The sequence below is a fragment of the Arthrobacter sp. AG367 genome, assembly GCF_007828995.1.
GTDB lineage: Bacteria > Actinomycetota > Actinomycetes > Actinomycetales > Micrococcaceae > Arthrobacter.
Genome location: NZ_VIVE01000001.1, coordinates 1,411,527 through 1,436,519, shown reverse-complemented (window position 1 = coordinate 1,436,519; position 24,993 = coordinate 1,411,527). Strand labels below are relative to the sequence as shown.

Here is a 24,993-nt window from a genome sequence, read left to right as displayed (position 1 = left end):
GCACGATGGAACCGTGAGCTTCTTCCTCGTTTTCCTGGCCGTCGTGCTGGTGGCGGCCGTCCTTTGGGCCGGCCTGGGCCGGCGCGCCCGCAAGACCGGCGGGGCTGCGCTGCCCGCCCTTTTGGACGGGGGATTCGACGAGCCGCCCGCCAACCTGCCGCCCGTGCTGCTTCCGGAGCGTGCCGCTCCGGAAGACGTTGAGCAGATCCGCTTTTCGCTTGGCCTGCGCGGCTACCGGATGGACCAGGTGGACCAGGTCCTGGACGAGCTGCGGGACCAGTTGACCGCAAGGGACACCGAGCTGGCGGAGCTGCGTATCCGGCTGGCTGCCATGGAGCAGGCGGGGGAGCAGGCTTCCGACGGCGGACCCGCGGCACCCGGCGGGAGGGCACCTGAAGTGCCAGGCAGCGGGAACGCCGGGAGTGGGGAGGCCGACGAGGTTGCCGTGCCGGGACAGGGCGGCCTGTGAGCACGGTGGCCCCCCGCAACGCTCCGCCCTCTGCCGGCACCCTGGCCCGACGCCTGGCCTCAGCCGTCCGCAACTGGCCGTGGTGGCTCCAGGTCACCGGCCTGTATGCCGCCGCACGCCTCGTTTCGGCCTGCATCTTCATGGCCGCGGCGCTCCACCAGGGCGTCAACCCCTGGTTCCCGCCCAAGCCGGATTACTGGAACTTCATCAACATCTGGGACGCCCGCTGGTACGCCCAGGTCATCGCCAACGGCTACCCGTCAATCCTTCCCACGGATGCCGCCGGCAATGTGCAGGAAAATACGTGGGCTTTCTACCCGCTCTATCCTGCACTGGCCGGTGGACTTAGCCGCCTCACCGGCTTGAACCCTGCCGCCTCGCTGACCCTCATCGCCATGCTGGCCGGCTGGGCGGCCGCCCTGGTGGTCTACACGCTCTTCCGGCAGAAGGCCGCACACGTGCCGGCCATGTGGGGGGTAGCGTTCTTTTCGACTTTTCCCGTCTCCGCCGTGCTGCAGGTCCCGTATGCCGAGCCGCTGTCACTCCTGCTGCTGGCCGCGGCCCTGCTGTTGGTAGTACGCCGGCAGTACCTCTGGGCCATCCCCGTGGTGTTGCTGCTGTGCCTGTCCCGGCCGGTGGGCGTCCCCTTCGCCGCCATGGCGGGGCTGCTGCTGGTCTTCCGCGCCGCCGCGCACGTCCGGAAGGGGCGGCAGCGCGGCGCGGATGAAGCAGCCCATTCCCTCCGGGACCTGGCGGCACTGACGGGGCTCACCGCCGTCGCAGGCGTTTCCGCGCTGGCGTGGCCCGCCGCCGCCTGGGCAGCGACGGGCGACCCGCAGGCCTATACCAAAACCGAGACGGTGTGGCGGGGCCAGGACCTGGTCCCGTTCCAGCCGTGGTTCGACACCGGCGTCGAACTCTTCGGCCCCGTGCTGGGCCTACTGGCCCCCGTGGTTTTCGTGGCACTGTTCATTGCCATGCTGTTCCTTCCCCCGGTGGTGCGGCTCGGCGTCGAACTGCGGCTCTGGTGCGCCTGCTACATGGGTTACCTGCTGATGTTCCTCCATCCGCAAACCAGCACCTTCAGGATGCTGCTGCCGCTGTTTCCACTGGCCCTGGGGGCGGCGTTCCTGTCCCGTTCCAGGGCTTACCGGGGCACGGTGGTGGTGATGTTCCTGCTGCTTCAGATGGTCTGGATCGTCTGGCTCTGGGCCTGGGCGCAGCTTCCCGGCGGAGGGGATTATCCGCCCTGACAAATCAGGCTTCCGCGCAGGTCAGCCGGGAAATAACAGTTGCCGGAAAATGTCCATCGATTAGCTACGTACGGGTAATTCCGCGATAATGATAGGTAAGCAAGGACAAAAGCATTCAGAAAACGCGCAGCCTTGGCGGTGGCACCACCACCCCGCCATAGCGGCCTGATCGACATGCGGACACAGCCCGCCCGGGCTGATCAGTCCTGGGACAAAATGGAGGGGAATTCCTCATGGCGGCTATGAAACCACGCACCGGCGACGGCCCAATGGAAGTCACCAAGGAGGGCCGCAGCCTGATCATGCGCGTCCCGCTCGAAGGCGGCGGGCGCCTGGTGGTCGAACTGAACGCTGCCGAGGCGGCCAACCTCAAGGAATGCCTGGTAGGCGTTACCGAATAGTCGTACCGGACAGGGTGCGCGGCCCGCGGGCTGCGCACCCTGTCCTTTTTTGGGAGGCTTACTTCTTGACTGCCACCAGCAGGCCATCGCCGGTGGGGAGCATTGCCGACGCCAGCCTGTCGTCGTCGCGGATTGCCCTGCCCACCTGCCGCAGGACCACCGTGGTGGCCTCCCGGCCCGCCGGGTTGGCAACCTTGTCCTTGTCCAGCGCGTCATTGATGACCAGCAGCCCCGCGGGCTTCAGCAGCCGGATGGCCTGCTCCACATAGCCCGGAAGGCCCGGCTTGTCCGCGTCGATGAAGACGAGGTCGTAGGCGCCATCGGTCAGCCGTGGCAGGACGTCGCCCGCACGGCCGGAAATGGTGCGGGTGCGGTTGGCGGGACTGCCGGCCTCCGCAAACGCTTCGCGGGCGGCCCTCAGGTGCTCCACATCCACGTCGATGGTGGTCAGGACTGCGTGCGGTCCCAGGCCCCGCAGCAGGCAGACGCCGGAGACGCCGGCGCCGGTGCCGATCTCCACGGCGGTCTGGGCTTTGGAGGCGGCGGCCAGCACCGTCAGGACGGCCCCCACGCCCGGGCTGATGGCGCTTACTCCCAATTCAAATGAACGTTCCCGGGCCCGAAGCATAACCTCATCCTCAGCGGGCAGATCTTCTGCATAGGACCAGCTGCTGGATTTGTCGGCGCTCATGAATTATCGCTTTCTGGGCGTAAGGGGGGAATGTCTCCTCAAGCCTACTGTGTTCGGGCCGGCCGGCCGGGAAAGCGGCCGTTGCGCCGAAGGCTGAAGTTTGCCAATGGTCAGGAAATTCCCAGCCAAGTTTGACATGATTGATATCCGCTCATCCAAAAGGTGACCGGCGCCGAATCAGAGATGTCAACAGTATCCGGGCGTTAGCATTCCACGAGGGGAGTGGACGATGTCATCTTCAGTTGTGGCACCTGTCCCTGCAGTAAACAATCCCGATGATGAGTGGGTCCGTCCCACCTGGGAAGAAGTGGTCACCAACCATTCCGCAAAGGTGTACCGGCTGGCGTACCGCCTGACCGGAAACAAGTACGACGCCGAGGACCTCACCCAGGAGGTGTTTGTCCGCGTCTTCCGGTCGCTGGAGAACTTCAAGCCAGGAACACTCGATGGCTGGCTGCACCGCATCACCACCAACCTGTTCCTTGACCAGGCCCGGCGCAGGACCCGCATCCGTTTCGACGCCCTCGCGGAGGACGCCGAGTCCCGGCTGCCCGGCCGTGAGCCGGGGCCGGAGCAGAGCTTCGAGCTGAACAACCTGGACCTGGACGTACAGGCCGCGCTGGAGGAACTGCCGCCGGACTTCCGTGCCGCCGTGGTCCTGTGCGACCTCGAGGGGCTGTCCTACGACGAAGTCGCCGAGGCCCTGGGCGTGAAGCTGGGCACCGTCCGCTCACGCATCCACCGCGGCAGGACCATGCTCCGTGAAAAGCTGGCCCACCGCGACCCCCGCCCGCAGCAGTCCCGCCGCAAGCTTGCGATGCCACGCATCGCCGGCATCCTCTGAACGGCACATGAAGTCCCAGTTTCCTTTCGGCGGCAGGCATCAGCGCAGCGGCAGCCACCTTGAGGCCTGCCAGGAGTGTGCTGCGGCCGTGCGCCGGGAACGGCAGTACCTTGAGCGTCTGCGCGATGCTCCCATTCCGCCCGCCAGCCAGGACCTGACGGCGCGGCTGCTGACCCGCACCCACGAATTGGCAGCCCAGCCGCCCGCCCCTGCCCATCAGGGCGGGACCTCCCGTGTGGCCGCCCGGGCACTTGCATTCACCGCGGGCGGAACCATGGCAGCGGCCGGAGTGCTGGCCGTAGGGGCCTTCACGGCAGCGGGAGACCCTGCGGCCGGGGAACGGGCGGGGACCGAAGCAGCCTTTTCGCACGTCTCGTCCCAGACCCCTGCGGACGGCCGGACCTTGACCGCCGCGCAGCTGGCCACGTTGCGCTCCGAGGGGTGGGCCTGCCCCGAACTGCAGGCCATGGGATTCCATGTGGAAGCGGCCAGGGCGCTGGTGGTTGACGGGCAACCTGCAGTGGAGCTGCGGCTCACCGACGGTACCCATCACGCCACCGTCACGGAACAGCACCCGGTTGATCATCAACCGGCCGGCAACGCCACACCGGCTCCGGGCGGCCCGGCGGGGGAGGGCACCGCCGGCCAACGTGGTCCAATGCAGGTTTCGAGCACCTCTCCCTGGTCCGCCACCTACCGGGCAGCCGGCCTCACCATCACTTACCGCTCCGATCTGCCCCCCGAGCAGGCAGATGATGCCCTGCCCATGCTCAAGCAGTACGCCGATACCGCGGCGGAAGGGGTTGCCGCCGCCGTGCCCGACACCACAGTGACGCCGGCACCGGAGCCCCTGGAGTCGCGGCTGGAGCGCGGGATCAACAAGATAGCTGCCCTGTTCACCCAGTAATGCAGACTGTTTTCCCGTCCGCCGGACGGGAATCGTCACTCGCAGCCCGGAGAGGGTAATCTTCCTAAAGTGTTTGGAATCAACGGCCCGGAGTTCATCCTTCTGCTGATCATCGGCGTGCTGGTGATCGGCCCCCAGCGGCTGCCGGAATATACCCAGAAGCTGGCAAACCTGGTCAAGGAACTCCGCCGCATGGCTTCCGGGGCGCGTGAACAAATCAAGGAAGAAGTGGGCATCGACATTGACGATGTCGACTGGAAGAAGTACGACCCCCGCCAGTACGACCCCCGCCGCATCATCAAGGAAGCACTGCTCGACGACGACACCAAGCCCGTCAGCGCAAATGCTCCGGCCGCCGTGGCAGCAGTTTCCGGCGCCGCGGCCGTGGCGGATGCAGCCCCGCAGCGGCCTGAAAGAGTCGTGCAGAGGCTGGCCCCTGGCGATGCAGCCCCTTTCGACACCGAAGCCACCTAGGGTTTTCGCGCCCCGCCAGTTCCGGCCCGGTCAGCGCGGCTGCAGTCCCAGCTTCATCCCTGCAAGGCCACGGGGTTTTGCGGCCAACTGCCCTGCGATGCCGGCCAGCGCCACAGCGCCCGCCGAAGCAGGTTGGCCCAGCACGATCGGAACCCCCGAGTCCCCGCCTTCGCGCAGCTGGATGTCCAGGGGAATCTGGCCCAGCAACGGTACCTCCGCCCCGACCGTGGCGCTGAGGCGTTCGGTGAGGACCGCCCCGCCGCCGCTTCCAAACAGTTCCATCCGGCCGCCGTCGGGCATCTCCAGGTAGGACATGTTCTCGATGACGCCCGCGATCTTCTGACCCGTCTGGGTGGCGATGGCGCCAGCGCGTTCGGCAACGTCCGCCGCCGCCGCCTGGGGCGTGGTGACCACCAGGATTTCGGCCTTGGGCAGGAGTTGGGCCACGGAAATGGCGATGTCACCCGTACCCGGCGGGAGATCCAGGAACAGGGCGTCCAGGTCGCCGAAGTAGACGTCGGTGAGGAACTGTTCCAGGGCCCGGTGCAGCATGGGTCCCCGCCAGGCAACCGGCTGGTTGCCGGTGACGAACATGCCAATGGAGATCACCTTCACGCCGTACGCAACCGGGGGCAGGATCATGTCGTCCACCTGGGTGGGTTTCTGGGTGATGCCCATCAGCGCAGGGACGGAGAAGCCGTAGACGTCTGCATCCACGATGCCCACACGCAGGCCTTGGGCAGCCAGGGCCGTGGCCAGGTTGACGGTGACCGAGGACTTGCCCACTCCGCCCTTGCCGCTGGCCACGGCGTAGACCCTGGTGAGGGAATCGGGCTCATTGAAGGGGATTTTGCGCTGGCCGCCGGCGCCGCGCAGCTTCTCCTTGAGGGCATCGCGCTGGGCCTGGTCCATCACCTTGAGCTCGACGTCGACGGCGGTGACGCCGGGGACTGCGAAAAGGGCCTTTTGCGCATCGGCGGTGATGGTGTCCCGCAGCGGGCAGCCGGCAATGGTGAGCAGGACCGCCACGCTCACCTTGCCGTCGTCGGAAACCTGGACGGAGTCCACCATGCCCAGTTCGGTGATGGGGCGCCGGAGTTCGGGATCGATCACGGTGGCGAGGGCGCTGTTGACGACCTGTGCCAGTGCCGGTTGGGTGGAGTCAGCGGGATCGATGGGGGCGCTCATGGGAGGAGCCTCGGCTTTCGTACGGATGCGGCGGCAGGCCTGCCGGAGGGCGGCCTGGCGGTCATTGGGCAGAGTGGCCCGGTTTCACCCGGGGGATCTGCTGGGTGCGCGGGCTGCGTTGCCGGTCCCGCTGTTCGCGCAGCTTGTCCTTGACCTTGTCCCGTGGGGATTCGTGCGAACCGGGGCCCGTGTCATCGTGGGTCCGCAGTTCCTCCTGGGCTTCCAGCAGGTCTTCAAGGAGTGAGCGCAGCTCGGCGCGGACGTAGTCGCGGGTGGCTACCTCGCGCAGGGCGATCCGCAGGGAGGCCAGTTCCCGGGTCAGGTACTCGGTGTCGGACAGGTTGCGTTCGGCGCGCTGGCGGTCCTGCTGCACCGAGACGCGGTCGCGGTCATCCTGCCGGTTCTGCGCCAGCAGCAGCAGGGGCGCGGCGTAGGAAGCCTGCAGCGACAGCATCAGGGTCAGCAGGGTGAAGCCAAGGTCCCTTGAATCGAACTGCCACTCGACGGGCGCCCACGTGTTCCAGCCCAGCCAGAAAATACAGAACACCGTCATGTAGACCAGGAACTGCGGGGTGCCCATGAACCGGGCAAAGCCCTCGGTGGCGTGGCCGAATGCGTCCGGATCCGGGGAGAACTTGGGCAGGATCCGCTGCCGGGCGCTCAAGGGAGTATCGAGACTGCCTTTTGATTCCGCGTTGGCCAGGTTCCGCTGGCTGGGGTTCTTCGGGGCGCTGTTATCAGCCAATGCGGCCACCGAGCTTTCTTATCGGGGCTTCGCCATCATGGGCGCGCCAGTCGTCCGGCAACAAGTGATCCAATACGTCATCAACAGTCACCGCCCCCACAAGCCGGCCGGCGTCGTTGACCACCGGGAGGGAGTTGAGGTTGTAGGTGGCCAGGGTCCGTGCCACTTCGCTGATGTGGGCCTGGTCGGACAACGGCTCGAGGTTCTTGTCCACCAGGTTTCCCAGAGCCTCGAACGGCGGGAAGCGCAGCAGCTGCTGGATGTGCACCACACCCAGGAAGCGGCCGGTGGGGGTTTCCAGCGGCGGCCGGGCAATAAAGATCGACGACGCCAGCGCAGGGGAGAGCTCCTCCCGCCGGACGTGGGCCAGGGCTTCGGCAACCGTGGCTTCCGGCGGCAGGATGACCGGTACCGGAGTCATCAGGCCGCCGGCGGTGTCCTCGTCGTATTCAAGCAGGCGGCGGACGTCCTCCGCGCCTTCGGGTTCCATCAGCTGGAGGAGTTCCTCTGCCTGGGCGGAGGGGAGTTCGCCGAGGAGGTCGGCGGCGTCGTCGGGGTCCATCTCCTCGAGGACGTCGGCGGCGCGCTGGACATCCAGCGCGGAGAGGATTTCCACCTGGTCGTCCTCGGGAAGCTCCTGGAGGACGTCGGCCAGCCGCTCGTCCTGCAGTTCGCTGGCCACTTCGAACCGGCGCTTGTCGCTCATCTCCTGCAGTGCCTCGGCGAAGTCAGCGGGCTTGAGGTCCTCGTGGTTGGCCACGAACTGTGTGGCTGCCTGCGGCTCGGTGCGTGGCCCCTGCTGGGCGTCCGCCCAGTCAATGATCAGTGTTTCGTTGCGGCGCAGCCGGCTCAAAGGGGACAGTGAGTGGCCGCGCCGGACAAAGAGCTTGCTGACGAACCAGTCGCGGGACCGGTGCTGGTCGATGGCGATGTCCTCGATGGTGGCGTCCCCGCTGCCGTCACGGAGGGTGACCCTGCGGTCGAACATCTCCGCCACCACCAGCGTTTCGGCTCCGCGCTGTTCAAACCGGCGCAGGTTGACCAGGCCCGTGCAGATGATCTGGGTCTGGTCGATCGAGGTAATGCGCGTCATGGGCACGAAGACGCGCTTCTTTCCCGGTACTTCCACCACGATGCCCACCACGTGGGGGGCTCCCTGGGTTCCGCGGGACAGCACAACAACATCGCGCAGCCGGCCCAGCCGGTCGCCCAGCGGGTCGAAGACATCGAGGCCCAGGAGGCGCGCCACGAAGACGCGAGTAGGTGTTGTGCTCACCACTACAGGCTACCGAGTCTGCTCTCTTTTAGCTGAATTTACAGGCAGCACCCACCTTGATGGGCAAGAATGGGGTTATGTCGAACATTTTTGGTCCTCCCAGGGCCGGCGCCGCGAACGGACCGGACGATGCCCGGGCTGTTCCCACCGGCGACACCGTTGGCTCCTACACTTCCTACCTCGACGCCCAAAAAGCGGTTGACTACCTGGCGGACCAGCAGTTCCCGGTCCAGATGGTCTCCATCGTGGGCAATGAACTGAAGATGGTGGAGCGGGTCACCGGGCGTCTCAGCTACCCCCGGGTGGCGCTGTCGGGGGCGTTGAGCGGCATGTGGTTCGGCCTGTTCGTCGGCGTCATGCTGTCCTTCTTCGCACCCTCGCCCGGCTACTTCTCGATCATGACGTCGGTGCTGATGGGTGCGGCGTTCTTCATGCTCTTCGGCATCGTCACGTACGCCATGCAGCGCGGCAAGCGGGACTTCACGTCCACCAGCCAGGTGGTGGCAACGAGCTATGACGTGATCGTTGCGCCGGAGGCCGCCCACGAGGCGCGGCGCCTGCTGCAGCAGCTGCCCATGACGCGTTCGGACGCGGCAGCGGGCCAGCGGCCGTACACACAGCACGACTACTACAACCAGCCGTACCAGCACCAGCAGCAGCCGGGGCAGCAGCAGGGCCCTGCCCGTCCCGCCGGATGGAACGATCCCTACGGCCAGCGGTCCGCCGGCACAGCCGCCGAGGATGGATCAGCCCAGGACGGAAGTGGCTACGCAGGCGACGCCAGCCAGCAGCACAGTGGCCAGCAGCACAGTGGGCAGCAGCACGGCGGGCAGCAATACGACGGCGGCCAGCACCAGCCGGCGCAGCCGGCAAGCCCGGCCCGGGCCGTCCGCTACCCGGACCTGCCGGATGGCCGCCCGCAGTACGGCGTGCGCCTGCCGCAGGGTCCCGGCGCCGGACAGCCAGGGCCAGGACAGCCAGATCCCCGACAGCCTGCGCCAGGACAGAACGCGGAACACCAACCCGACGCCCGGCATGGCCAGGACGGGGACCAGCACCACGGCGACCACCGGGAGTAGGACGGCCGGAGCAGCCAAGGTCCAGGAAGCCTGAAAGCCAAGGAAACCTGAAAGCCAAGGAAACCTGGGAGCGCCAACGCAAAGAGCGGGGCCGCCGGAACGAATCCGGCGGCCCCGCTCTTTGCTGTTTCCGGCCGGGGTCAGGCTTCTTCGGTTCGGTAGATGCCGGCCATCCAGTCCTCCACGTCTTCCGGTTTCCGCGGCAGGGCGGCACTGAGGTTCACGGGGCCGTCAGCGGTCATGAGGATGTCGTCCTCGATCCTGATGCCGATGCCGCGGTATTCCTCGGGAATCGCCAGGTCTTCCTTCTTGAAGTACAGGCCCGGTTCGATGGTGAAGACCATGCCTTCGGTGAGGATGCCGTCCAGGTAGAGTTCGCGTTTGGCCTGCGCGCAGTCGTGCACGTCCAGTCCCAGGTGGTGGCTGGTGCCGTGCGGCATCCACCGGCGGTGCTGCTGCCCCTCGGGGCTGATGGCCTCCTCCACGCTGACCGGCAGGATGTCCCATTCGGCCAGGCGTTCTGCCAGCACGGTGGTGGCGGCGGTGTGGATGTCACGGAACTTGGTTCCCGGCCGGGCAGCGGCGAACCCGGCGTCGGCAGCATCGAGGACTGCCTGGTAGACCTTGCGCTGAATGTCGCTGAAGGAGCCGCTGGCCGGAAGCGTCCGGGTGATGTCTGCAGTGTAGAGCGAGTCGGCCTCGACACCGGCGTCCAGGAGCAGGAGCTCGCCGGCGTGGATGCGTCCGGTGTTGCGGGTCCAGTGCAGCACGGTGGCGTTGTTGCCGGATGCTGCGATGGTGTCGTAACCCAGTTCGTTGCCCACTTCGCGGGCGCGGGCGAAGAAGGCTCCCTCCACCACCCGCTCGCCGCGGGCATGCGTCAGTGCCCGCGGAAGTGCCTTGACCACTTCTTCGAAGCCTTCGACGGTGGCCGCCACCGCGATCTTCATTTCCTCGATTTCCCACTCATCCTTGAGCAGGCGCAGTTCGGAAAGGGCCTCACTGAGCTTTTCGTCCAGGGCATCAAGGACGCCAAGGTCCAGGTTCTCAGGGTCCCTGGCCGTGTTGTACCGGGCCGTGTCCACCAGTGCGTCAATGTTCTCGTCCACTTTGCGGACCAGGCGGATGGAGATTCCGCCGATCTCCGGGGCGCCCACATCCTTGGTGATGGCCGTTTCCAGTTGGTCGATGTGCGCGGTGGCCAGTCCCAGGCGGGCCTCGAATTCCTCCAGGGTGGGGCGGGCCCCAATCCAGAACTCGCCGGAGCGGGAATCGGCGTAGAACTGTTCGGTGTCCCTGCCGGCCAGCGGCCGGAAGTACAGCGTCGCGCGGTGGTTCCCGCCGTCGTCGCCCGTTCCTTCTGCCACGGGTTCCAGGATCAGGACGGCATCCGGTTCGTGGTCCAGGCCCAGCCCGGTCAGGTGGGCGAAGCCGGAGTGCGGGCGGAAGCGGTAGTCGCAGTCGTTGGAACGGACTTTCAGGGGCCCCGCGGGGATGATCAGGCGTTCGCCGTTGAACAGGGCGGAGATCGCCTTGCGCCGGGCAGCGGCGTATCCGGCGACGGCGTCCCGCTGCGGAAGCTCCTGGCTGGACGGCGCCCAGTTGCTGGCCATGAAGGCCTTGAAAGCGTTGGAACTGGGCCGCTGCGAGCGGTTGTTGACGCGCTCCTCCAACGGCTGGGAAGCAGAGTTTTGGGTGTTTTCGGCATCGTTCACGGCACCATCGTCTCACCAGCATCCCGGCTAAGCGAACAGGACAGCCGGGTCCCGGGGCCGTGGTCCACTACGCTGGACCAGTGAGGATTGACCTGCATGCCCACTCCAATGTTTCCGACGGTACCGAAACGCCCGCCGATGTCATGGCGTCCGCCGCGCGTGCCGGCCTTGATGTGGTGGCCCTGACCGACCACGACTCCACGGCAGGCTGGGCGGAGGCGGCAGCGGCCGCAGCAACCTGCGGGGTGGCACTGGTACCGGGCATGGAGGTTTCATGCCGGACGGAGGAGGGCATCAGCGTCCACCTGCTGAGCTATCTGCATGATCCCACCCATCCCGGCCTCCTGGAGGAAATCACCAAGGCCAAGGATTCCCGCCTCACCAGGGCCGAACGGATGGTCACCATCCTGGCGGAGGACTACCCGCTGACGTGGGATGACGTGATCCACCACGTGGCACCCGGCGCCACCCTCGGACGGCCGCACATCGCAGACGCCCTCGTCGCGGCGGGCGTGGTGGAGGACCGTTCGGAAGCCTTCGCCTCCATCCTCACCTCCCGGTCCCGGTACTTCATCCCGCACTATGCTCCGGACCCGGCCACCGCCGTCGAACTTGTCCGTGCCGCCGGCGGCGTGCCCGTGTTCGCCCACCCTGTGGCGTCCGCACGGGGACGGATCGTGGGGGAGCGGACCTACCGCGACATGATCGACGCCGGGCTGGCCGGCCTGGAGATCGACCACCGGGACAACCCGGAAGAGGGCCGGGACTTCCTGCGCAGGCTCGCGGCCAAACACGGCCTGCTGATTACCGGTTCCTCCGACTACCACGGCACCGGCAAGCCCAACCTGCTCGGCGAAAACCTCACGGCACCCGACATGCTCGCGCGGATCGAGGCACTCGGCACGGGAGCCGCCGTCGTCCGGCCCTAGCTGGGCTGGAACGAGGCAAGGGTGGCGTGCGCGCCCAGCCGCTTGGCCATGATGTCAATGGCGGGCTGATTCTGGTCCACGCACACGAACTTCCGGCCAAGCTTGGCGGCAACGGCCCCCAGCGTTCCGGAGCCGGCGAAGAAGTCCAGGCACCAGTCACCGGGCCGGCTCGAGGCGGCCACCACCCGCCTGACCAGGCCCTCCGGCTTCTGCGTGGGGTAACCGGTCTTCTCCTTGCCCGTGGGTGAGACGATGGTGTGCCACCAGACGTCGGTGGGCAGCTTTCCCAGCTCGCGCTTGGCAGGCGTTACCAATCCAGGCGCCATGTACGGCTCGCGGTCCACCTCGGCGCTGTCGAAGTGGTACTTCGCCGGGTTCTTGACGTACACCAGGATGTTGTCGTGCTTGGTGGGCCACCGGTTTTTGGCCCGCGCGCCGTAGTCGTAGGCCCAGATGATCTCGTTCAGGAAGCATTCGCGGCCAAAGATCGCATCAAGCATCACTTTGGCGTAGTGCACCTCGCGGTAGTCCAGGTGCAGGTAGAGGGTTCCGTCGTCGGCCAGCAGGCGCCATGCCTCCACCAGCCGGGGTTCCAGGAAGGACCAGTAGTCGCTGAACGCGTCATCGTAGCGGTGCAGGGCGCCCTTGATGGTGTCGTAGGAGCGGCCCTTGAAGCCCACGCGGTCCCCGCTGCCGCCGGCGTTAACCACCATCCTGGTTTCCTGGCGCAGCTGCGGCCTGCCCGTGTTGAAGGGCGGGTCCACGTAAATCAGTGTGAAGGCGCCGTCCGGCAGCGTGGGGAGGTACTCCGCGTTGTCAGCGTGTACCACCAGGCTGCCGCCGTCCGGCGCCCAAACAGTGTCAGTCATCGGGGCAGTTAGCCCTCTGACGTGCCAGGCTGCGTGCCCGTGTCGGCGCCTGCCACCACTTCGCCGTTGCGGCGGCGGGTGCGGGTCCGGGGCCTGCGGGTGCGTGAAGGCTGTTCGCCGCCCGTTGCGGGTGCGGCAGCCTCGGCCGCGGGAGCGGCGGCGGAGTCCGGCGTCCGACGGCGGCGCTCGCCGCTGCGCGCGGTGTCGCCGCCGCTGCGGCTTCCTTCGCTGCGGGAACCTTCGCGGCTGCCAGTGCGGCTTTCCCGCCCACGGCCGTCCCGTTCCCGGGACCGGCCGCCGTCGCGGCTGCCGCTGCGGCTGTTCTTCTTGCCGGTTTCGCCCAGGTCCTCAAGCACCTCGGCGTCGACGCCAGCCAGGGTCCGCTTGTCACGCGGCAGCCGGCCCTTGGTCCCCACGGGGATGTCGAGGTCCGCGAAGAGGTGCGGCGAGGAGGAGTAGGTTTCGACAGGTTCGGGCACGTTGAGGCCCAGCGCCTTGTTGATCAGCACCCAGCGGGGAACATCGTCCCAGTCCACGAACGTGACAGCGGTGCCCTTGTTGCCCGCGCGGCCGGTGCGGCCCACCCGGTGCAGGTAGATCTTTTCGTCTTCCACGCACTGGTAGTTGATCACGTGGGTGACGTCCTCGACGTCGATGCCGCGCGCCGCGACATCGGTGGCCACCAGGACGTCCACTTTGTTGTTGCGGAATGCCCGCAGTGCCTGTTCACGGGCGCCCTGCCCCAGGTCACCGTGGATGGCAGCGGCAGCGAAGCCGCGGTCCACCAGTTCCTCGGCCACCTTTGCGGCGGTGCGCTTGGTCTTGGTGAAGATGATGGTCCGTCCGCGGCCGCGGGCCTGCAGGATGCGTGCCACCACTTCGATCTTGTCCATGCTGTGCGCACGGTAGATCAGCTGGCGGATATCGCGCTTGGTAAGGCCCTCGTCCTCAGGGTCCGCGGCGCGGATGTGCGTGGGCTGGGTCATGTAGCGGCGGGCCATGGCGATGACCGGACCGGGCATGGTGGCGGAGAACAAGAGCGTCTGGCGAACTGCGGGAGTTGCCGCGATGAGGGTCTCGACATCCGGCAGGAAGCCAAGGTCCAGCATCTCGTCAGCTTCGTCCAGCACCACGATCTTGACGTTCTTCAGGCTCAGGTGCTTTTGCTTGAAAAGGTCGATCAGCCGGCCGGGGGTACCCACCACAACCTCGACGCCCTGCTTGAGGGCCTCCACCTGGGGCTCGTAGGCGCGGCCGCCGTAAATGGTGGCGATCCTCGCGTTGCGCTTCCGGGAAGCGGTCACCAGGTCACCGGCCACCTGCACCGCCAGTTCGCGGGTGGGGACGATGACCAGGGCCTGCGGGGCTCCCGGGACGGCCAGCTTGGCGTAGCCGGGGTCGTCCTGCCCGATGACCCGCTGCAGTGCGGGGATGCCGAAGCCCAGGGTCTTGCCGGTGCCCGTCTTGGCCTGGCCGATGATGTCGTGGCCGCCCAGCGCCACCGGAAGGGTCATGGCCTGGATGGGGAACGGGTGGGTGATTCCGGCGTCAGCCAGGGATTCCACGATGTCCTCGCGGACGTTGTAGTCGGCAAAGGACTTCTCCGCGATCTCGTGCGGGGTCTCGTCGGAGATGATGGTTTCTTCCGGCTCGATGGTTTCCGTGCCGGTCTCATCGCTCAGGAGCTGGTGGGTATGCAATTCACTCACGGGGGAGTTTCCTTATTCATTTGGGCAATGGCGCTGCCTGCTCAACGGGCCGGCCAGGACTGGCCGTTCCGGAGCACGCTCAGGCGCGCAAGCGATTCCAGTGGAAGCCGATCGCGGGCTATCTAATGCTGGCACTGGTGACCAACGGGCAAATCTCAAGATCGCGTAGGGGCGGGCTTGTTGGTTTCAAATCAAGGAAATCAACGACCGGGCATCCATTTCTACCCTCTCAGTCTAGCTGCAAGGTCGCAGAAACACGTTTCGGCCCGCCTGCCGCGGCCGCCGCCGCTTACGGGATGAGCTCGAAATGGATCTCGCGGGTGGTGATGTCCGAGGAAACCAGCCGGACCCGGACCTTGGTACCCGACTCCAGCTCGCCGGCACACCGGGCAGTGACCGCGGGCTCGGCAATCTGGATAATGCCCGAACTTCCGCTGCCGTTTCCGTTCTTCCCGTTGCCGTTTTTCACCGTCCCGGTCCCGTTTCCATTCCCGTTTCCGTTTTGCGGCCGGGAGCCGGAAATCACGATCGCATCGAACTCCTGCCCGATGTGGTTCAGCAGCAGCGCGGCCTCAACGGTGTCCAGGGCCAGTCGTTCCATCCTGGACGCGAGCTGGTCCGATCCGGCCATGATGCCCGGCAGGAGCGGCAGGGCTTCCCGCGCCCAGTCCGGAACATCCCCGCCATTGCTGAGGGCCTCGCAGATCACCAGCACAAAGCGGTCCACCAGGCGGCGGAGCGGCGCGGTGGTGTGGGCATAGGCCGCGCCGATGGCAGACTGCACGCCGTCCTCGGGGACCGTTCCGTCAAAGGCGGTATAGGAGGCGCCCCGGAACAGCATGCCGGCGGAATGCATGATGGCCAGCTGGCGGGGATCGGTGGGATCCAGGGAACGCAGGTATTCGCCGTAGCTGACTTCACCGTCCCAGGGCCTGCCCAGCACCTCGGTCTGCAGCCGGAAATGCTTCAGCGACCGTTCGTCCGGGGCGGGCATGGTGCGCAGGATTCCCACCTTGCCCTCCAGCATGAGCTGCGCGGCGGCCATCCCGGTCATCAGGGAAATCTGCGCGTTCCAGTCCTCCACGGGAAGCTGCGGTACGGCAGCAATGCGGTAGCCGCCGTCGGGCAGCTGGACAATTTCCTGCTCGGGCATGTTGAGGCTGGCCCCGCCGCGTTCCCGCTCCAGGGCCACCCGCTTCAGGCCCACCTCGCGGAGGAGCCGCAGCACCGGCGAGGCCGTCCCGGCGTCGAGGTCTTCCTGCGCACCCTTGTAGCTGAGCTTGTCGCGGCTGCGGACCCGCGCCCGCCTGACGCCCACCGACACAACCGTTGCGTCGCCGTCGAGCGTGAAGTCCCATACGAAAGCCGAACAATCCTGGCCCGGCAGCAGGCTTCCTGCCCCCTCGCTGATCACTTCCGGGTGCAGCGGAATCCGGCCGTCCGGAGCGTAGAACGTCTGGCCGCGGCGCCGGGTCTCGGCGTCCAGGGGACCTCCCGGCGCAACAAACGCCGGCACATCGGCGATCGCGTACATTACCCGGTAGCCGTTCCCGTCCGGTTCGATGAACACCGCCTGGTCCAGGTCCGTGGAGGAGGCCGGATCGATGGTCACGAACTGGACGGCGGTCAGGTCGTAGGACGGAAGCTTCAGCGCTGCCACAGCGGCCCGGGCATCCGCCACTGCCTCAGCCGGGTACGGTCCCGGCAGTTCAAGTTCGGTGCGCAGCAGGCCCAACGCCTCTTCCAGGGCGTTCCTGTGGTCATGGACGTTTGGAGCCAGCCGATGATGTGACACAAAAGTCAGCGTAGCTCCAAGTCCGCCGATATGGCATCAGGCGGCGGCGTCCAATGCGTCGAGGAGGGAGGCGGCAGCGGCGGCGGGATCGGAGGCCTCGGTGATGGCGCGCACCACCACGATCCTGCGCGCACCGGCTTCCGCCACCTGGTGGACGTTTCCGTGGTCAATGCCGCCAATGGCGAACCAGGGCACGGGGTCCGCCGCCTGCCGTGAGGCCTCGGCGGCATACTTCACCAGGTCAGTGCCCACGGCGGACCTGCCGGGTTTGGTGGGGGTTGCCCAGACCGGACCCACGCAGAAGTAGTCCAGCCCGGCTGGTCCGGCAGTTGCTGCCAGGGCGGCGTCCACCTGCCCGGTGGTGTGGCTGGAGAGCCCGATGGCGGCGTTGCCGTTGACCAGCGTGCGCGCCGCCGCCAGCGGCAGGTCCTTCTGGCCGATGTGGAACACCGGTGCCCCGGAGAGGACGGCGATGTCCGCACGGTCATTGACCGCCCACAGCTTTCCGTGCCGTACCGCGGATTCCTTCAGCACCGCCAGGAGGTCCAGTTCCTCGGCCGCCTCGATGGTCTTGTCGCGCAGCTGGATGATGTCCACGCCACCGGCGAACGCGGCGTCAACGAACTCCGCGAAGTCGCCGCGGTCCCGGCGCGCATCGGTGCAGAGGTACAGGCGGGCTGCCTTCAGGGCGTCGTTGTCCCGTGAATTGACGACTTCGGTGGCTGGAGCGTGGTGGCCGGCGGGAAAGGATGGGGTGGACACATTCATGCGTGCAAGCCTAGTTCCTCTAAACTGGGCTGGTACTGCGGGAGCCCGCGGCGGCTGTCACAAAGCGCCGGGCTGAGAGGGCGTCAGAGCCGACCGCTTGACCTGATCCGGTTAATGCCGGCGTAGGGAAGGAACCCACATGCGTACCCCCTTCACCCATCACCCCGGGTCCGCCCGCAGCTCCATTCCCTCCACCCTCCGGGCCGACGTTGCCGTCATCGGCGGGGGAGTGGTGGGGCACGGCATTGCCTGGGAGGCGCAGCGTTCCGGGCGCTCGGTGGTCCTCATTGATGACGCGCCCGGTACCGGCGCCAGCTGGGCGGCGGCCGGCATGCTGGCTCCCGTCAGCGAACTGCATTACCAGGAGGAAGAGCTCCTGGAACTGATGCTTGACGCATCATCGCGCTGGCCCGGGTTCGCCGCCGGGCTGGGCAGGGCAACGGGCGCGGATTCCGGATACCTGACGACGCCGACCCTCGCCGTGGGTGCCGACGCGGCCGACCGCCGGGCGCTGATGGACCTGCGCACAGTCCAGCAGGCCAACGGGCTGGCGGTGGAACCCCTGACCGTGCGGGAGGCCCGGAAGCGTGAGCCGCTGCTCAGCCCGGCCATTGCGTGCGCACTTGATACCCCGGCGGACCACCAGGTGGATCCCCGGCGCCTGGTGGCCGCCTTGCGGCTGGCCCTGGCCGGCGCGGCGCAGGAGCAGCCCCAGCTGGCGGTTGCCGGGGCAGTGGAAGGTTTTGCCGTGCCGGAGCGGGCAGCCGGGCTGCTGTGGGAGGGCGGAACGGTTTCCGGGGTCCGCCTGGCCGGCGGCGGCACGGTGCTGGCAACGGAGACCGTGGTGGCCAATGGCCTGCAGGCGGGGGCGCTTGACGGCCTGCCGGACGGCCTTGAGCTGCCGCTGCGGCCCGTGCACGGGGATATCCTGCGCCTTGCCGTTCCCCGCCACCTTCAGCCCTTGGTGACGTCAACGGTGCGCGGCCTGGTCCACGGCATCCCCGTGTACATCGTTCCCAGGCAGGACGGGACCGTGGTGATCGGAGCTACGCAGCGGGAGGACGCCCTCTCCGATGCCGTGAGTGCCGGCGGCGTCTACCAGCTGCTGCGGGATGCGCAGGCTCTGGTGCCCGCCGTCGCTGAACTCGAACTCCTGGAATGCACCGCCCGCGCCCGCCCCGGTACCCCTGACAACGCGCCGCTCCTGGGCCGGGTGCCGGCCGCTCCGGGCGCCGGGGGAGGACAGGCCGGGCACGTCCCCGGACTCATCATCGCCACCGGGTTCTTCCGGCACGGAGTCCTGCTCACTCCCGCCGCGGCGGCCATCTGCAGGGAACTGCTGGACGGCAGGGCCGATCCCCGCTGGGGTCCCTTCAGCCCGGACCGGTTTTCCAGGCCGGCAACGGCAGCAACAAGCCCCCACATCAAGGAGACTGCTTGAACATCACCCTTAACGGAAACCCGCACACGGTGGCCGACGGAGCTTCGATCACCACGCTGGTCAGCGAGGTCACCGGACGCCCGCTGGCGGACAACGGACAGGCGACCGACGGCGGGAAACTCGGCGTCGCCGTCGCGCACAATGCCCAGGTGGTGCCGCGCAGCCAATGGTTCGCCACCGCGCTCGCCGACGGCGACGACATCGAACTTGTTACAGCAGTACAGGGAGGCTGACGCCATGACCGAAACCAGCACCATCAACCCTGCAGGAAACGCCGGTGCCGGCGACGCCCTGGTGATCGACGGCGTCGCGCTGGGTTCCAGGCTCATCATGGGCACCGGGGGAGCGCCCAGCCTCGATGGCCTGGGCGCGGCGCTCCTTGCCTCCGGCACCGCACTGACCACCGTGGCCATGCGGCGCTACTCCACGGCTGAAACCGGCTCGCTGTTCCAGCTGCTGGTGGATCATGGAATCCGGGTCCTGCCCAATACGGCCGGCTGCTTCACGGCCAGGGACGCGGTCCTTACCGCGGAACTGGCCCGGGAGGCCCTGGAAACAGACTGGGTGAAACTGGAGGTCATCGCCGATGAACAAACCCTCCTGCCGGACGCCGTGGAACTGGTCGAGGCCACCGAGCAGCTGGTCAACCGCGGCTTCAAGGTCTTCGCCTACACCAACGACGATCCCGTGCTGGCCCTGCGGCTGGAGAACCTTGGAGCCACCGCCGTCATGCCGCTGGGTGCCCCGATCGGCACCGGCCTGGGGATCCTGAACCCGCACAACATTGAGCTCATCGTTTCCCGGGCCTCCGTGCCCGTGGTCCTGGATGCCGGCATCGGCACGGCATCCGACGCCTCCCTTGCCATGGAGCTGGGCTGCGACGCCGTGCTGCTGGCCACGGCCGTGACCCGCGCCCAGAACCCCACCCTCATGGGAGAAGCCTTCAAGCACGCGGTGATCGCGGGCAGGATGGCCCGGGCGGCCGGGCGCATCCCGCGCCGGGAGCATGCCCTCGCCTCATCCGCCATGGAAGGCCGGGCCGAGTTCCTCTAGGCATCGGCCATTCGCTTAAAGGGCTGTGGCCACCACCCGCCTGGGTGGTGGCCACAGCCATATGCCTGGGAGCCTGCCAGCGACGGCTCAGCGCCGCAGGATCGCTGTGAGCCGTTCCGCATCATGGCGCGCCCGCGTACGGCCAAAATAGGCGACGGCGGCGATGGCGGCAGCAATGCCCAGCACGATGGGCAGGACCCAGGGAAGCCAGGTCAGCCCGGGCAGGTAGCCGAAACCGGCCGCCATCAGAATGATCCACACCAGCGCCGCAGCACCCGCGGCGACGCCGGCCGGAAGCGCCGCACCGTACTTGGCGTGCCGCTTGTCATTGGCCCAGACGACGAAGCCGCCGGCGACAGTGGCCAGCACCACGATGGACAGCGAAAGCATGGATCTCCTTGGAACCGGGGACTAGAACTGGCCGAAACCTACGCGCCGAACCTCTTCGGCACCGATTTCCACATAGGCAAGAGCGTTGCCCGGAACAATGATCAGGCGTCCTTTTTCATCCTTCAGGCGAAGTTCGTTGCCTCCGGTGATGGCTTCGCCAACAACCTTGGCCACAGTCTCCGCGTCCTGGTCCGATTCCAGCACGATCTCGCGGCCAACGTTTTGAACGCCGATCTTAATTTCCAAGGGGGCCTCCCAGCCTGTGAAGTTCGTCGATGATGTCTTATTTGTAGTCTAGGACTCTTTGGGGAAGCGAGAGATTCCGCGCCAAGCTAAACGGTAGATGAGGTCACTGGCCACGTTGAGGTCCAGGTTGCCGTCCGTTTCCAGCCAGTACCGCGCGCTGACCTGCGCCATTCCGGCCAGTCCGCGGCCAAGGAGTTCGGCCTCGAGGTGGGGGAGCTTGGTGTCCTCGGCAATGACCCTGGCGATGGCGTCGGCGAAGGTCCGGTTGAAGGTTTCCAGCCTGGAGCTGACGTCGGGGTCGTTGATCAGGTCGGACTCGAACACCAGGCGGTGGGCCTGGTCGTCGCTGGCGATGAAATGGAAGTAGGCGCGCATGACGGCCTGGACCCGTTCATCGTTGTCCGTGGTGGAATTCAGGGCACCCAGCATCAACTCGGTCAGGGACGCAAGGTGGCTCTCGAGCAGTGCGAGGTAGAGTTCCCGCTTTGACGGAAAGTGCTGGTACAGCACCGGTTTGCTGACATGGGCGGTCTCTGCAATTTCATCCATGGCCGCGCCGTGGTAGCCGTTGGCCACGAACACCTCCTGGGCGGCGGCAAGCAGCTGTGCGCGGCGCTCATCCCGGGGCAGCCGGGCGGACCGATGGCCTGCGGGGCGGGAGGGAGTTTGCGGTTCGGCGGCGGGCGGGCGGTCAGCCCGTGCTTCAGGGACCACAGTTGTCCTTCTTTCCATTGCAGTTACCTTCACTTTACTGCGGGGTAATATGACCCGGCGGTATCCCGGGGCATACATTGAAGTATGGCTTCGTCTTTCACCGCAAATGTTTCAACCCATTCCCTGGATCCGCTGGTGGAACCGGCCGCCGGCCTCACCCCTGCCGAGGTTGAACGGTACTCCCGGCACCTGATCATTCCCGAGATCGGTGCCCTGGGCCAGCGGCGGCTCAAGAACGCCAAGGTGCTGGTGATCGGTGCCGGCGGCCTGGGCGCCCCGGCCCTGCTGTACCTGGCCGCGGCAGGCGTTGGAACCATTGGAATCGTCGACGACGACGTGGTGGACCTGAGCAACCTGCAGCGGCAGGTGATCCACGGCGTCAGCGACGTGGGCCGGCCCAAGATCGAGTCGGCACGCGATGCCATCGCGGAGCTGAATCCGCTGGTGGATGTCCGGCTGCACAACCTGCGCCTTGACGCGTCCAACGCCCTGGAGTTGTTCCGGGGGTACGACCTCATCCTTGACGGGGCCGACAACTTCGCCACCAGGTACCTGGTGAACGACGCCGCGGCCATCCTGGGCAAGCCCTACGTGTGGGGTTCCATCTTCCGGTTCGACGGCCAGGTCAGCGTGTTCTGGGAGAAGCACGGGCCCACCTACCGCGACCTGTATCCGGAGGCTCCCCCCGCGGGGTCCGTGCCGTCCTGCGGCGAGGGCGGTGTGTTCGGCATGCTCTGCGCTGCCGTGGGATCGCTCATGGTGACCGAGGCAGTGAAGCTGATCACCGGCGTCGGGCGTTCCCTGCTGGGCCGCGTGGCCCTCTTTGACGCCTTGGGCGGCAGCTGGCGGGAGATCCGGGTGTCGAAGGACCCCGCGGCGGAACCCATCACCGAACTCACTGACTACGAGGCTTTCTGCGGCATCGCTCCCGCCTCGCAGGCGGACACGGAACATACGGTCACCGCTACTCAGCTGGCCACCATGCTGGCGTCGCGGAAAGCCGGGCTCAAGGATTTCGAGCTGGTAGATGTCCGCGAAGCCGGGGAATACGACATCGTCCAGATCGACGGGGCCAAACTGATCCCGCAGGGACGGATCCTTGCCGGGGAGGCGTGGGACGAACTTCCGCAGGACCGGGACATCGTGTTCCACTGCAAGGCCGGCACCCGGTCCGCGAACGTGCTGGCAGCGGCACGGCAGGCCGGCTACCAGCGGGTCAGCCACCTTGACGGCGGGATCCTGGCCTGGGTGCGTGAGGTGGAACCCCAGAAGCCCGTCTACTGACGGGACGCTCCATCACTTCCCGCGCCTTTTTGGAGTACGCCCCATCACTTTCCAGAAGAAAGTGATGGGGCGTTGCCGTAAGTAGTGCAGAAAGTGATGGGGCGTTGCCGTAAATAGTGCCGGAAGTGATGGGGCGTCCTTGTAGATGGTGCAGGAAGTGCTGGGGCGTGGTCAGGCGGTTTCGCGGCCCTGGTGGTCCACCGGGCATTCGGCCTCGACGGCGGCAGGGGCGGCGGTGGCGGGCTGTTCGACAGTGATGCCGTACAGGGCCTCCAGCGCTGCAACGTAGTCGTCCTGCTGGCCGTTCGCAGCGAGTTCGCGGGCGCGGACCGTGGGTACGTGCAGCAGCTGCTTGACCATGCGGCGGAGGGCGAACTCGACTTCCTCGGCGGCGGCGGTGCAGCCGTGGCGGGCACGGACCTTTTCCATCTCCGCGTCCAGGACGTTCATGGTGTGGCGCCGCAGGGCAACAATGGCTGAATCGACGGAGCGGGCTTCACGCTCCTGCTCGAAGGCCTTGGCGGCACCCTTCACGATTCCGCTGGCCTGGGCCAGCGATTCCGCCTGTTCCTGCGGCGCGGCCAGGCGGACTGATTCCAGGGTGAGCAGCTCCACGCCGTCCAGCTCGCCGACGGCGGGGTCGAAGTCGTGGGTGAGGGCAAGGTCGATGGCGATCAGGGGCTGCGGCGAATCGGCGCGCACCTGGGCGAGCTCATCGGCTTCGACCCGGGTGTCCGACCCACTGCACCCGATCATGACGTCCGCAGCCGCCACTGCGGACCGCAGCGAGTCCACGTCCAGGGCGGTCCCGCCGCGCGAGGCGACAAATCCTTCGGCCCGGCCGGACGAGGAGTAAACGGAGATGTCCGTGCAGCCGCGTTCACGCAGCAGTGCCATGGTGGCCCCGGCGTAGGCGCCGGTCCCGAACAGCACAACCTTCTTGGTTGTCCAGTCCGGGTTTTCGGAAAGATCGGTGGCAAGGTCCAGTGCCACCGAGACGATGGACAGGCCGCGGGAACCGAGGGCCGTCTGCGCGCCAACATCCTTGGCTGTCTTGGAGGCGGCCTGGAAAAGCCGGATGAGGCCGGCGCTGGCAGTGCCGTCGTGCTGGGCGGTAATCAGTGCCCGCCGCACCTGGCCGGCGATTTCGCGTTCACCCACGACGGCGGAGTCCAGTCCCGCGCTGACGGCGAACAGGTGCTGGGTCACCTCGGGTCCGGTGCGTGTGCTGAAGGAACGTGAGACGAGGGGTTCAGCCAGTCCGCTGGCCTCGCTGATCCGGGCCACGAGTGCCGCCCGGGCTGCTTCGACGTCGTTGGGGTTGGCAGCTTCGCCGTAGATTTCGTAGCGGTTGCAGGTGGCCAGCACCACTGCCCCTGCCACGGCGGGGGATTCGGTGAGCGCGGATGCGGCAATCCCGGAGGAACCGTTGCTCAACTGAGCAACGGTTTCAAGGTCGATGTCGGCGTGTGTAGCCACCAATGAGAAAAGAACCACAGCAGACCAATCATAGCTTTTTCGTTGCCTGGTAGAACAACCACCGGACAGGATAACCGCCACATTCCACCGTGATCCGCGCCACCTTCCCTTGGCCCGTGTTGCCAGCGACAGGTTGTCGTTATCTTTTGCAGCTCTTTTTCGGCACAATCAAAAGCATGACTCCTAGCCCTGCCGTCTCCGCTGCCGGCGCCCTTGCCGCAGACCATCCACTGATGGACGGCCGCACAGCGGATTCACCGCTGATCACGGCCTACCGCGGAGGCAAGCCGTCCCGCCGTCCCGTCTGGTTCATGCGGCAGGCGGGCCGGTCGCTGCCGGAATACCTCAAGGTGCGCGAGGGCATCGCCATGCTGGACTCCTGCCTCCGGCCGGAGCTGGCCTCCGAAATCACGCTGCAGCCCGTACGCCGCCACGATGTGGACGCGGGCATCTTCTTCTCGGACATCGTCATCCCGCTGAAGCTCGCCGGCGTGGGCGTGGACATCGTGCCCGGGGTGGGCCCGGTCCTTGACATGCCGGTGCGTACGGCGGCCGACGTTGCCGCCCTGCCCCAGCTCACCTGGGAAGCCCTGGAACCCATCCGCGAAGCCGTCCGCCTGACCGTGGCCGAACTGGGCAAGACGCCGCTGATCGGGTTTGCCGGCGCACCGTTCACCCTGGCCGCGTACATGGTGGAAGGAAAACCCAGCCGTGACCACCTCGGCCCGCGGACCATGATGCATGCGGATCCGGAGACGTGGACCGCCCTGGCCAACTGGGCTGCCGATGCCTCGGGCATGTTCCTCCAGGCCCAGCTGGAGGCAGGCGCATCCGCCGCCCAGCTCTTTGACTCCTGGGCGGGTTCGCTGGGACTGGCCGATTACACCAAGTACGTTGCACCGGCGTCGGCCCGCGCCCTGGACCATGTCCGCCACCTCGGGGCTCCGCTCATCCACTTCGGCACCGGCACCTCCGAACTTCTCGTTGCCATGCGCGACGTGGGTGTGGATGTGGTGGGCGTCGACTACCGGCTGCCGCTCGATGAGGCCAACCGCCGGCTGGGCGGAACCGTCCCGCTGCAGGGAAACATCGACCCCGCACTGCTGGCGGCTCCTTGGGACATCCTCGAGGCCCATGTCCGCGAGGTCATCGCCGCCGGTTCCGCCGCCCCCGGCCACGTCCTGAACCTGGGACATGGAGTGCCGCCCGAAACCGATCCGGACGTCCTGACCCGGGTGGTGGAGCTCATCCACTCCATCTCGCCGGAGTAGCCA

26 protein-coding genes and 1 riboswitch are annotated in these 24,993 nt (G+C 67.1%); of the genes, 13 read left to right on the top strand and 13 right to left on the bottom strand.

The features are described 5' to 3' along the window. Positions 1 to 13: 13 nt before the first annotated feature. The 3 genes from FB478_RS06635 (at position 14) to FB478_RS06625 (ending at position 2,123) form a co-directional block, all read left to right on the top strand. Complete coding sequence (locus tag FB478_RS06635) at positions 14 to 469, top strand: DivIVA domain-containing protein (RefSeq protein ID WP_056394094.1); 456 nt, start codon at positions 14 to 16, stop codon at positions 467 to 469. Beyond that, entirely contained in the window at positions 466 to 1,722 is a 1,257-nt protein-coding gene (locus FB478_RS06630) for a hypothetical protein (protein ID WP_144599989.1), read from the top strand. The genes FB478_RS06635 and FB478_RS06630 overlap by 4 nt, the downstream gene beginning before the upstream one ends. Positions 1,723 to 1,955: 233 nt before the next feature. Then, positions 1,956 to 2,123, top strand: a complete 168-nt coding sequence (locus FB478_RS06625; RefSeq protein ID WP_009357720.1) for a DUF3117 domain-containing protein — start codon at positions 1,956 to 1,958, stop codon at positions 2,121 to 2,123. Between the two features lie 58 nt (positions 2,124 to 2,181). Here the strand turns inward: FB478_RS06625 and FB478_RS06620 are convergent, their stop codons facing one another. Further along, the gene (locus FB478_RS06620; RefSeq protein ID WP_018768591.1) at positions 2,182 to 2,814 is read right to left on the bottom strand and encodes an O-methyltransferase; all 633 of its coding nucleotides are present in this window, start codon (positions 2,812 to 2,814) and stop codon (positions 2,182 to 2,184) included. 229 nt (positions 2,815 to 3,043) lie between these two features. On the opposite strand from FB478_RS06620, the gene sigE reads away from it, so the two are divergent. The 3 genes from sigE (at position 3,044) to FB478_RS06605 (ending at position 5,039) form a co-directional block, all read left to right on the top strand. Then, positions 3,044 to 3,658 (top strand): RNA polymerase sigma factor SigE, encoded by a 615-nt coding sequence (gene sigE / locus FB478_RS06615; protein ID WP_026265669.1) that lies wholly within the window; start codon positions 3,044 to 3,046, stop codon positions 3,656 to 3,658. 7 nt (positions 3,659 to 3,665) lie between these two features. Beyond that, on the top strand, positions 3,666 to 4,565 hold the full coding sequence (locus tag FB478_RS06610) for an anti-sigma factor (protein ID WP_144599988.1): 900 nt from the start codon (positions 3,666 to 3,668) through the stop codon (positions 4,563 to 4,565). 69 nt (positions 4,566 to 4,634) lie between these two features. Beyond that, the gene (locus tag FB478_RS06605; protein WP_018768588.1) at positions 4,635 to 5,039 is read left to right on the top strand and encodes a twin-arginine translocation protein subunit TatB; all 405 of its coding nucleotides are present in this window, start codon (positions 4,635 to 4,637) and stop codon (positions 5,037 to 5,039) included. A 30-nt stretch (positions 5,040 to 5,069) separates the two neighbouring features. On the opposite strand, the gene FB478_RS06600 is transcribed toward FB478_RS06605, so the two are convergent. The 3 genes from FB478_RS06600 to FB478_RS06590 all read right to left on the bottom strand — a co-directional run bounded on the left by FB478_RS06600 (position 5,070) and on the right by FB478_RS06590 (position 8,248). Further along, entirely contained in the window at positions 5,070 to 6,227 is a 1,158-nt protein-coding gene (locus tag FB478_RS06600) for an Mrp/NBP35 family ATP-binding protein (RefSeq protein ID WP_144599987.1), read from the bottom strand. A gap of 61 nt (positions 6,228 to 6,288) precedes the next feature. After that, positions 6,289 to 6,981, bottom strand: coding sequence for a DUF1003 domain-containing protein (locus FB478_RS06595; RefSeq protein ID WP_018768586.1), 693 nt, complete (start codon positions 6,979 to 6,981; stop codon positions 6,289 to 6,291). Then, positions 6,965 to 8,248, bottom strand: coding sequence for a magnesium transporter MgtE N-terminal domain-containing protein (locus FB478_RS06590; protein WP_026265667.1), 1,284 nt, complete (start codon positions 8,246 to 8,248; stop codon positions 6,965 to 6,967). Before FB478_RS06590 ends, FB478_RS06595 begins: the two co-directional genes overlap by 17 nt. 77 nt (positions 8,249 to 8,325) lie before the next feature. Here FB478_RS06590 and FB478_RS06585 point away from each other — a divergent pair, with 77 nt between their 5' ends. Then, a complete protein-coding gene (locus tag FB478_RS06585; protein WP_144599986.1) occupies positions 8,326 to 9,327 on the top strand; it encodes a general stress protein in 1,002 nt (333 codons plus the stop codon). Between the two features lie 140 nt (positions 9,328 to 9,467). Here FB478_RS06585 and FB478_RS06580 read toward each other — a convergent pair whose 3' ends face one another. Beyond that, positions 9,468 to 11,042: an aminopeptidase P family protein gene (locus FB478_RS06580; RefSeq protein WP_056394082.1), complete on the bottom strand. Its 1,575-nt coding sequence runs from the start codon at positions 11,040 to 11,042 to the stop codon at positions 9,468 to 9,470. An 80-nt stretch (positions 11,043 to 11,122) separates the two neighbouring features. Between FB478_RS06580 and FB478_RS06575 the strand changes: the two genes are divergently transcribed. Continuing rightward, positions 11,123 to 11,971: a PHP domain-containing protein gene (locus tag FB478_RS06575; protein ID WP_018768582.1), complete on the top strand. Its 849-nt coding sequence runs from the start codon at positions 11,123 to 11,125 to the stop codon at positions 11,969 to 11,971. On the opposite strand, the gene FB478_RS06570 is transcribed toward FB478_RS06575, so the two are convergent. The 4 genes from FB478_RS06570 to thiE form a co-directional block, all read right to left on the bottom strand. Continuing rightward, positions 11,968 to 12,840, bottom strand: a complete 873-nt coding sequence (locus FB478_RS06570) for a site-specific DNA-methyltransferase (protein ID WP_018768581.1) — start codon at positions 12,838 to 12,840, stop codon at positions 11,968 to 11,970. The genes FB478_RS06575 and FB478_RS06570 overlap by 4 nt on opposite strands. An 8-nt stretch (positions 12,841 to 12,848) precedes the next feature. Beyond that, positions 12,849 to 14,549 carry a DEAD/DEAH box helicase gene (locus tag FB478_RS06565; RefSeq protein WP_018768580.1) on the bottom strand — a complete coding sequence of 567 codons (1,701 nt, stop codon included), beginning with the start codon at positions 14,547 to 14,549 and terminating at the stop codon, positions 12,849 to 12,851. Between the two features lie 289 nt (positions 14,550 to 14,838). After that, a complete protein-coding gene (locus FB478_RS06560) occupies positions 14,839 to 16,344 on the bottom strand; it encodes an RNB domain-containing ribonuclease (protein ID WP_144599985.1) in 1,506 nt (501 codons plus the stop codon). A gap of 36 nt (positions 16,345 to 16,380) precedes the next feature. Then, the gene (gene thiE / locus FB478_RS06555) at positions 16,381 to 17,112 is read right to left on the bottom strand and encodes a thiamine phosphate synthase (protein ID WP_134163764.1); all 732 of its coding nucleotides are present in this window, start codon (positions 17,110 to 17,112) and stop codon (positions 16,381 to 16,383) included. Positions 17,113 to 17,139: 27 nt separating this feature from the next. Beyond that, positions 17,140 to 17,259: riboswitch (TPP riboswitch) on the top strand. Between thiE and thiO the strand changes: the two genes are divergently transcribed. The 3 genes from thiO (at position 17,252) to FB478_RS06540 (ending at position 19,606) form a co-directional block, all read left to right on the top strand. Beyond that, positions 17,252 to 18,553, top strand: a complete 1,302-nt coding sequence (thiO, locus tag FB478_RS06550; protein ID WP_134163765.1) for a glycine oxidase ThiO — start codon at positions 17,252 to 17,254, stop codon at positions 18,551 to 18,553. It overlaps the preceding riboswitch by 8 nt. After that, complete coding sequence (gene thiS, locus FB478_RS06545) at positions 18,550 to 18,786, top strand: sulfur carrier protein ThiS (RefSeq protein ID WP_056394066.1); 237 nt, start codon at positions 18,550 to 18,552, stop codon at positions 18,784 to 18,786. The genes thiO and thiS overlap by 4 nt, the downstream gene beginning before the upstream one ends. Positions 18,787 to 18,790: 4 nt before the next feature. Beyond that, positions 18,791 to 19,606 carry a thiazole synthase gene (locus FB478_RS06540; RefSeq protein WP_056394063.1) on the top strand — a complete coding sequence of 272 codons (816 nt, stop codon included), beginning with the start codon at positions 18,791 to 18,793 and terminating at the stop codon, positions 19,604 to 19,606. An 87-nt stretch (positions 19,607 to 19,693) separates the two neighbouring features. On the opposite strand, the gene FB478_RS06535 is transcribed toward FB478_RS06540, so the two are convergent. From FB478_RS06535 to FB478_RS06525, 3 genes are read right to left on the bottom strand one after another with little or no spacing between them, the layout of a single operon-like run. Then, complete coding sequence (locus tag FB478_RS06535; RefSeq protein ID WP_018768574.1) at positions 19,694 to 19,996, bottom strand: hypothetical protein; 303 nt, start codon at positions 19,994 to 19,996, stop codon at positions 19,694 to 19,696. 21 nt (positions 19,997 to 20,017) lie between these two features. Next, on the bottom strand, positions 20,018 to 20,242 hold the full coding sequence (locus FB478_RS06530) for a DUF3107 domain-containing protein (protein WP_018768573.1): 225 nt from the start codon (positions 20,240 to 20,242) through the stop codon (positions 20,018 to 20,020). Positions 20,243 to 20,290: 48 nt separating this feature from the next. Continuing rightward, a complete protein-coding gene (locus FB478_RS06525) occupies positions 20,291 to 20,956 on the bottom strand; it encodes a TetR/AcrR family transcriptional regulator (protein WP_018768572.1) in 666 nt (221 codons plus the stop codon). A gap of 84 nt (positions 20,957 to 21,040) precedes the next feature. On the opposite strand from FB478_RS06525, the gene moeB reads away from it, so the two are divergent. Next, positions 21,041 to 22,240 carry a molybdopterin-synthase adenylyltransferase MoeB gene (moeB, locus tag FB478_RS06520; RefSeq protein WP_144599984.1) on the top strand — a complete coding sequence of 400 codons (1,200 nt, stop codon included), beginning with the start codon at positions 21,041 to 21,043 and terminating at the stop codon, positions 22,238 to 22,240. A gap of 171 nt (positions 22,241 to 22,411) precedes the next feature. Here moeB and FB478_RS06515 read toward each other — a convergent pair whose 3' ends face one another. Then, a complete protein-coding gene (locus FB478_RS06515) occupies positions 22,412 to 23,737 on the bottom strand; it encodes a glutamyl-tRNA reductase (protein ID WP_144599983.1) in 1,326 nt (441 codons plus the stop codon). A gap of 158 nt (positions 23,738 to 23,895) precedes the next feature. On the opposite strand from FB478_RS06515, the gene hemE reads away from it, so the two are divergent. Continuing rightward, positions 23,896 to 24,990 carry a uroporphyrinogen decarboxylase gene (gene hemE / locus FB478_RS06510; protein WP_043424792.1) on the top strand — a complete coding sequence of 365 codons (1,095 nt, stop codon included), beginning with the start codon at positions 23,896 to 23,898 and terminating at the stop codon, positions 24,988 to 24,990. Positions 24,991 to 24,993: the final 3 nt, after the last annotated feature.

Excerpts from the sequence above, each read along its gene's own strand:
- FB478_RS06625 (WP_009357720.1), top strand. The coding sequence starts at position 1,956 with ATGGCGGCTATGAAACCACGCACCGGCGACGGCCCAATGGAAGTCACC.
- FB478_RS06620 (WP_018768591.1), bottom strand. The coding sequence starts at position 2,814 with ATGAGCGCCGACAAATCCAGCAGCTGGTCCTATGCAGAAGATCTGCCC.
- sigE (WP_026265669.1), top strand. The coding sequence starts at position 3,044 with ATGTCATCTTCAGTTGTGGCACCTGTCCCTGCAGTAAACAATCCCGAT.
- FB478_RS06610 (WP_144599988.1), top strand. The coding sequence starts at position 3,666 with ATGAAGTCCCAGTTTCCTTTCGGCGGCAGGCATCAGCGCAGCGGCAGC.
- FB478_RS06600 (WP_144599987.1), bottom strand. The coding sequence starts at position 6,227 with ATGAGCGCCCCCATCGATCCCGCTGACTCCACCCAACCGGCACTGGCA.
- FB478_RS06585 (WP_144599986.1), top strand. The coding sequence starts at position 8,326 with ATGTCGAACATTTTTGGTCCTCCCAGGGCCGGCGCCGCGAACGGACCG.
- FB478_RS06570 (WP_018768581.1), bottom strand. The coding sequence starts at position 12,840 with ATGACTGACACTGTTTGGGCGCCGGACGGCGGCAGCCTGGTGGTACAC.
- thiE (WP_134163764.1), bottom strand. The coding sequence starts at position 17,112 with ATGAATGTGTCCACCCCATCCTTTCCCGCCGGCCACCACGCTCCAGCC.
- thiO (WP_134163765.1), top strand. The coding sequence starts at position 17,252 with ATGCGTACCCCCTTCACCCATCACCCCGGGTCCGCCCGCAGCTCCATT.
- FB478_RS06540 (WP_056394063.1), top strand. The coding sequence starts at position 18,791 with ATGACCGAAACCAGCACCATCAACCCTGCAGGAAACGCCGGTGCCGGC.
- FB478_RS06535 (WP_018768574.1), bottom strand. The coding sequence starts at position 19,996 with ATGCTTTCGCTGTCCATCGTGGTGCTGGCCACTGTCGCCGGCGGCTTC.
- moeB (WP_144599984.1), top strand. The coding sequence starts at position 21,041 with ATGGCTTCGTCTTTCACCGCAAATGTTTCAACCCATTCCCTGGATCCG.
- hemE (WP_043424792.1), top strand. The coding sequence starts at position 23,896 with ATGACTCCTAGCCCTGCCGTCTCCGCTGCCGGCGCCCTTGCCGCAGAC.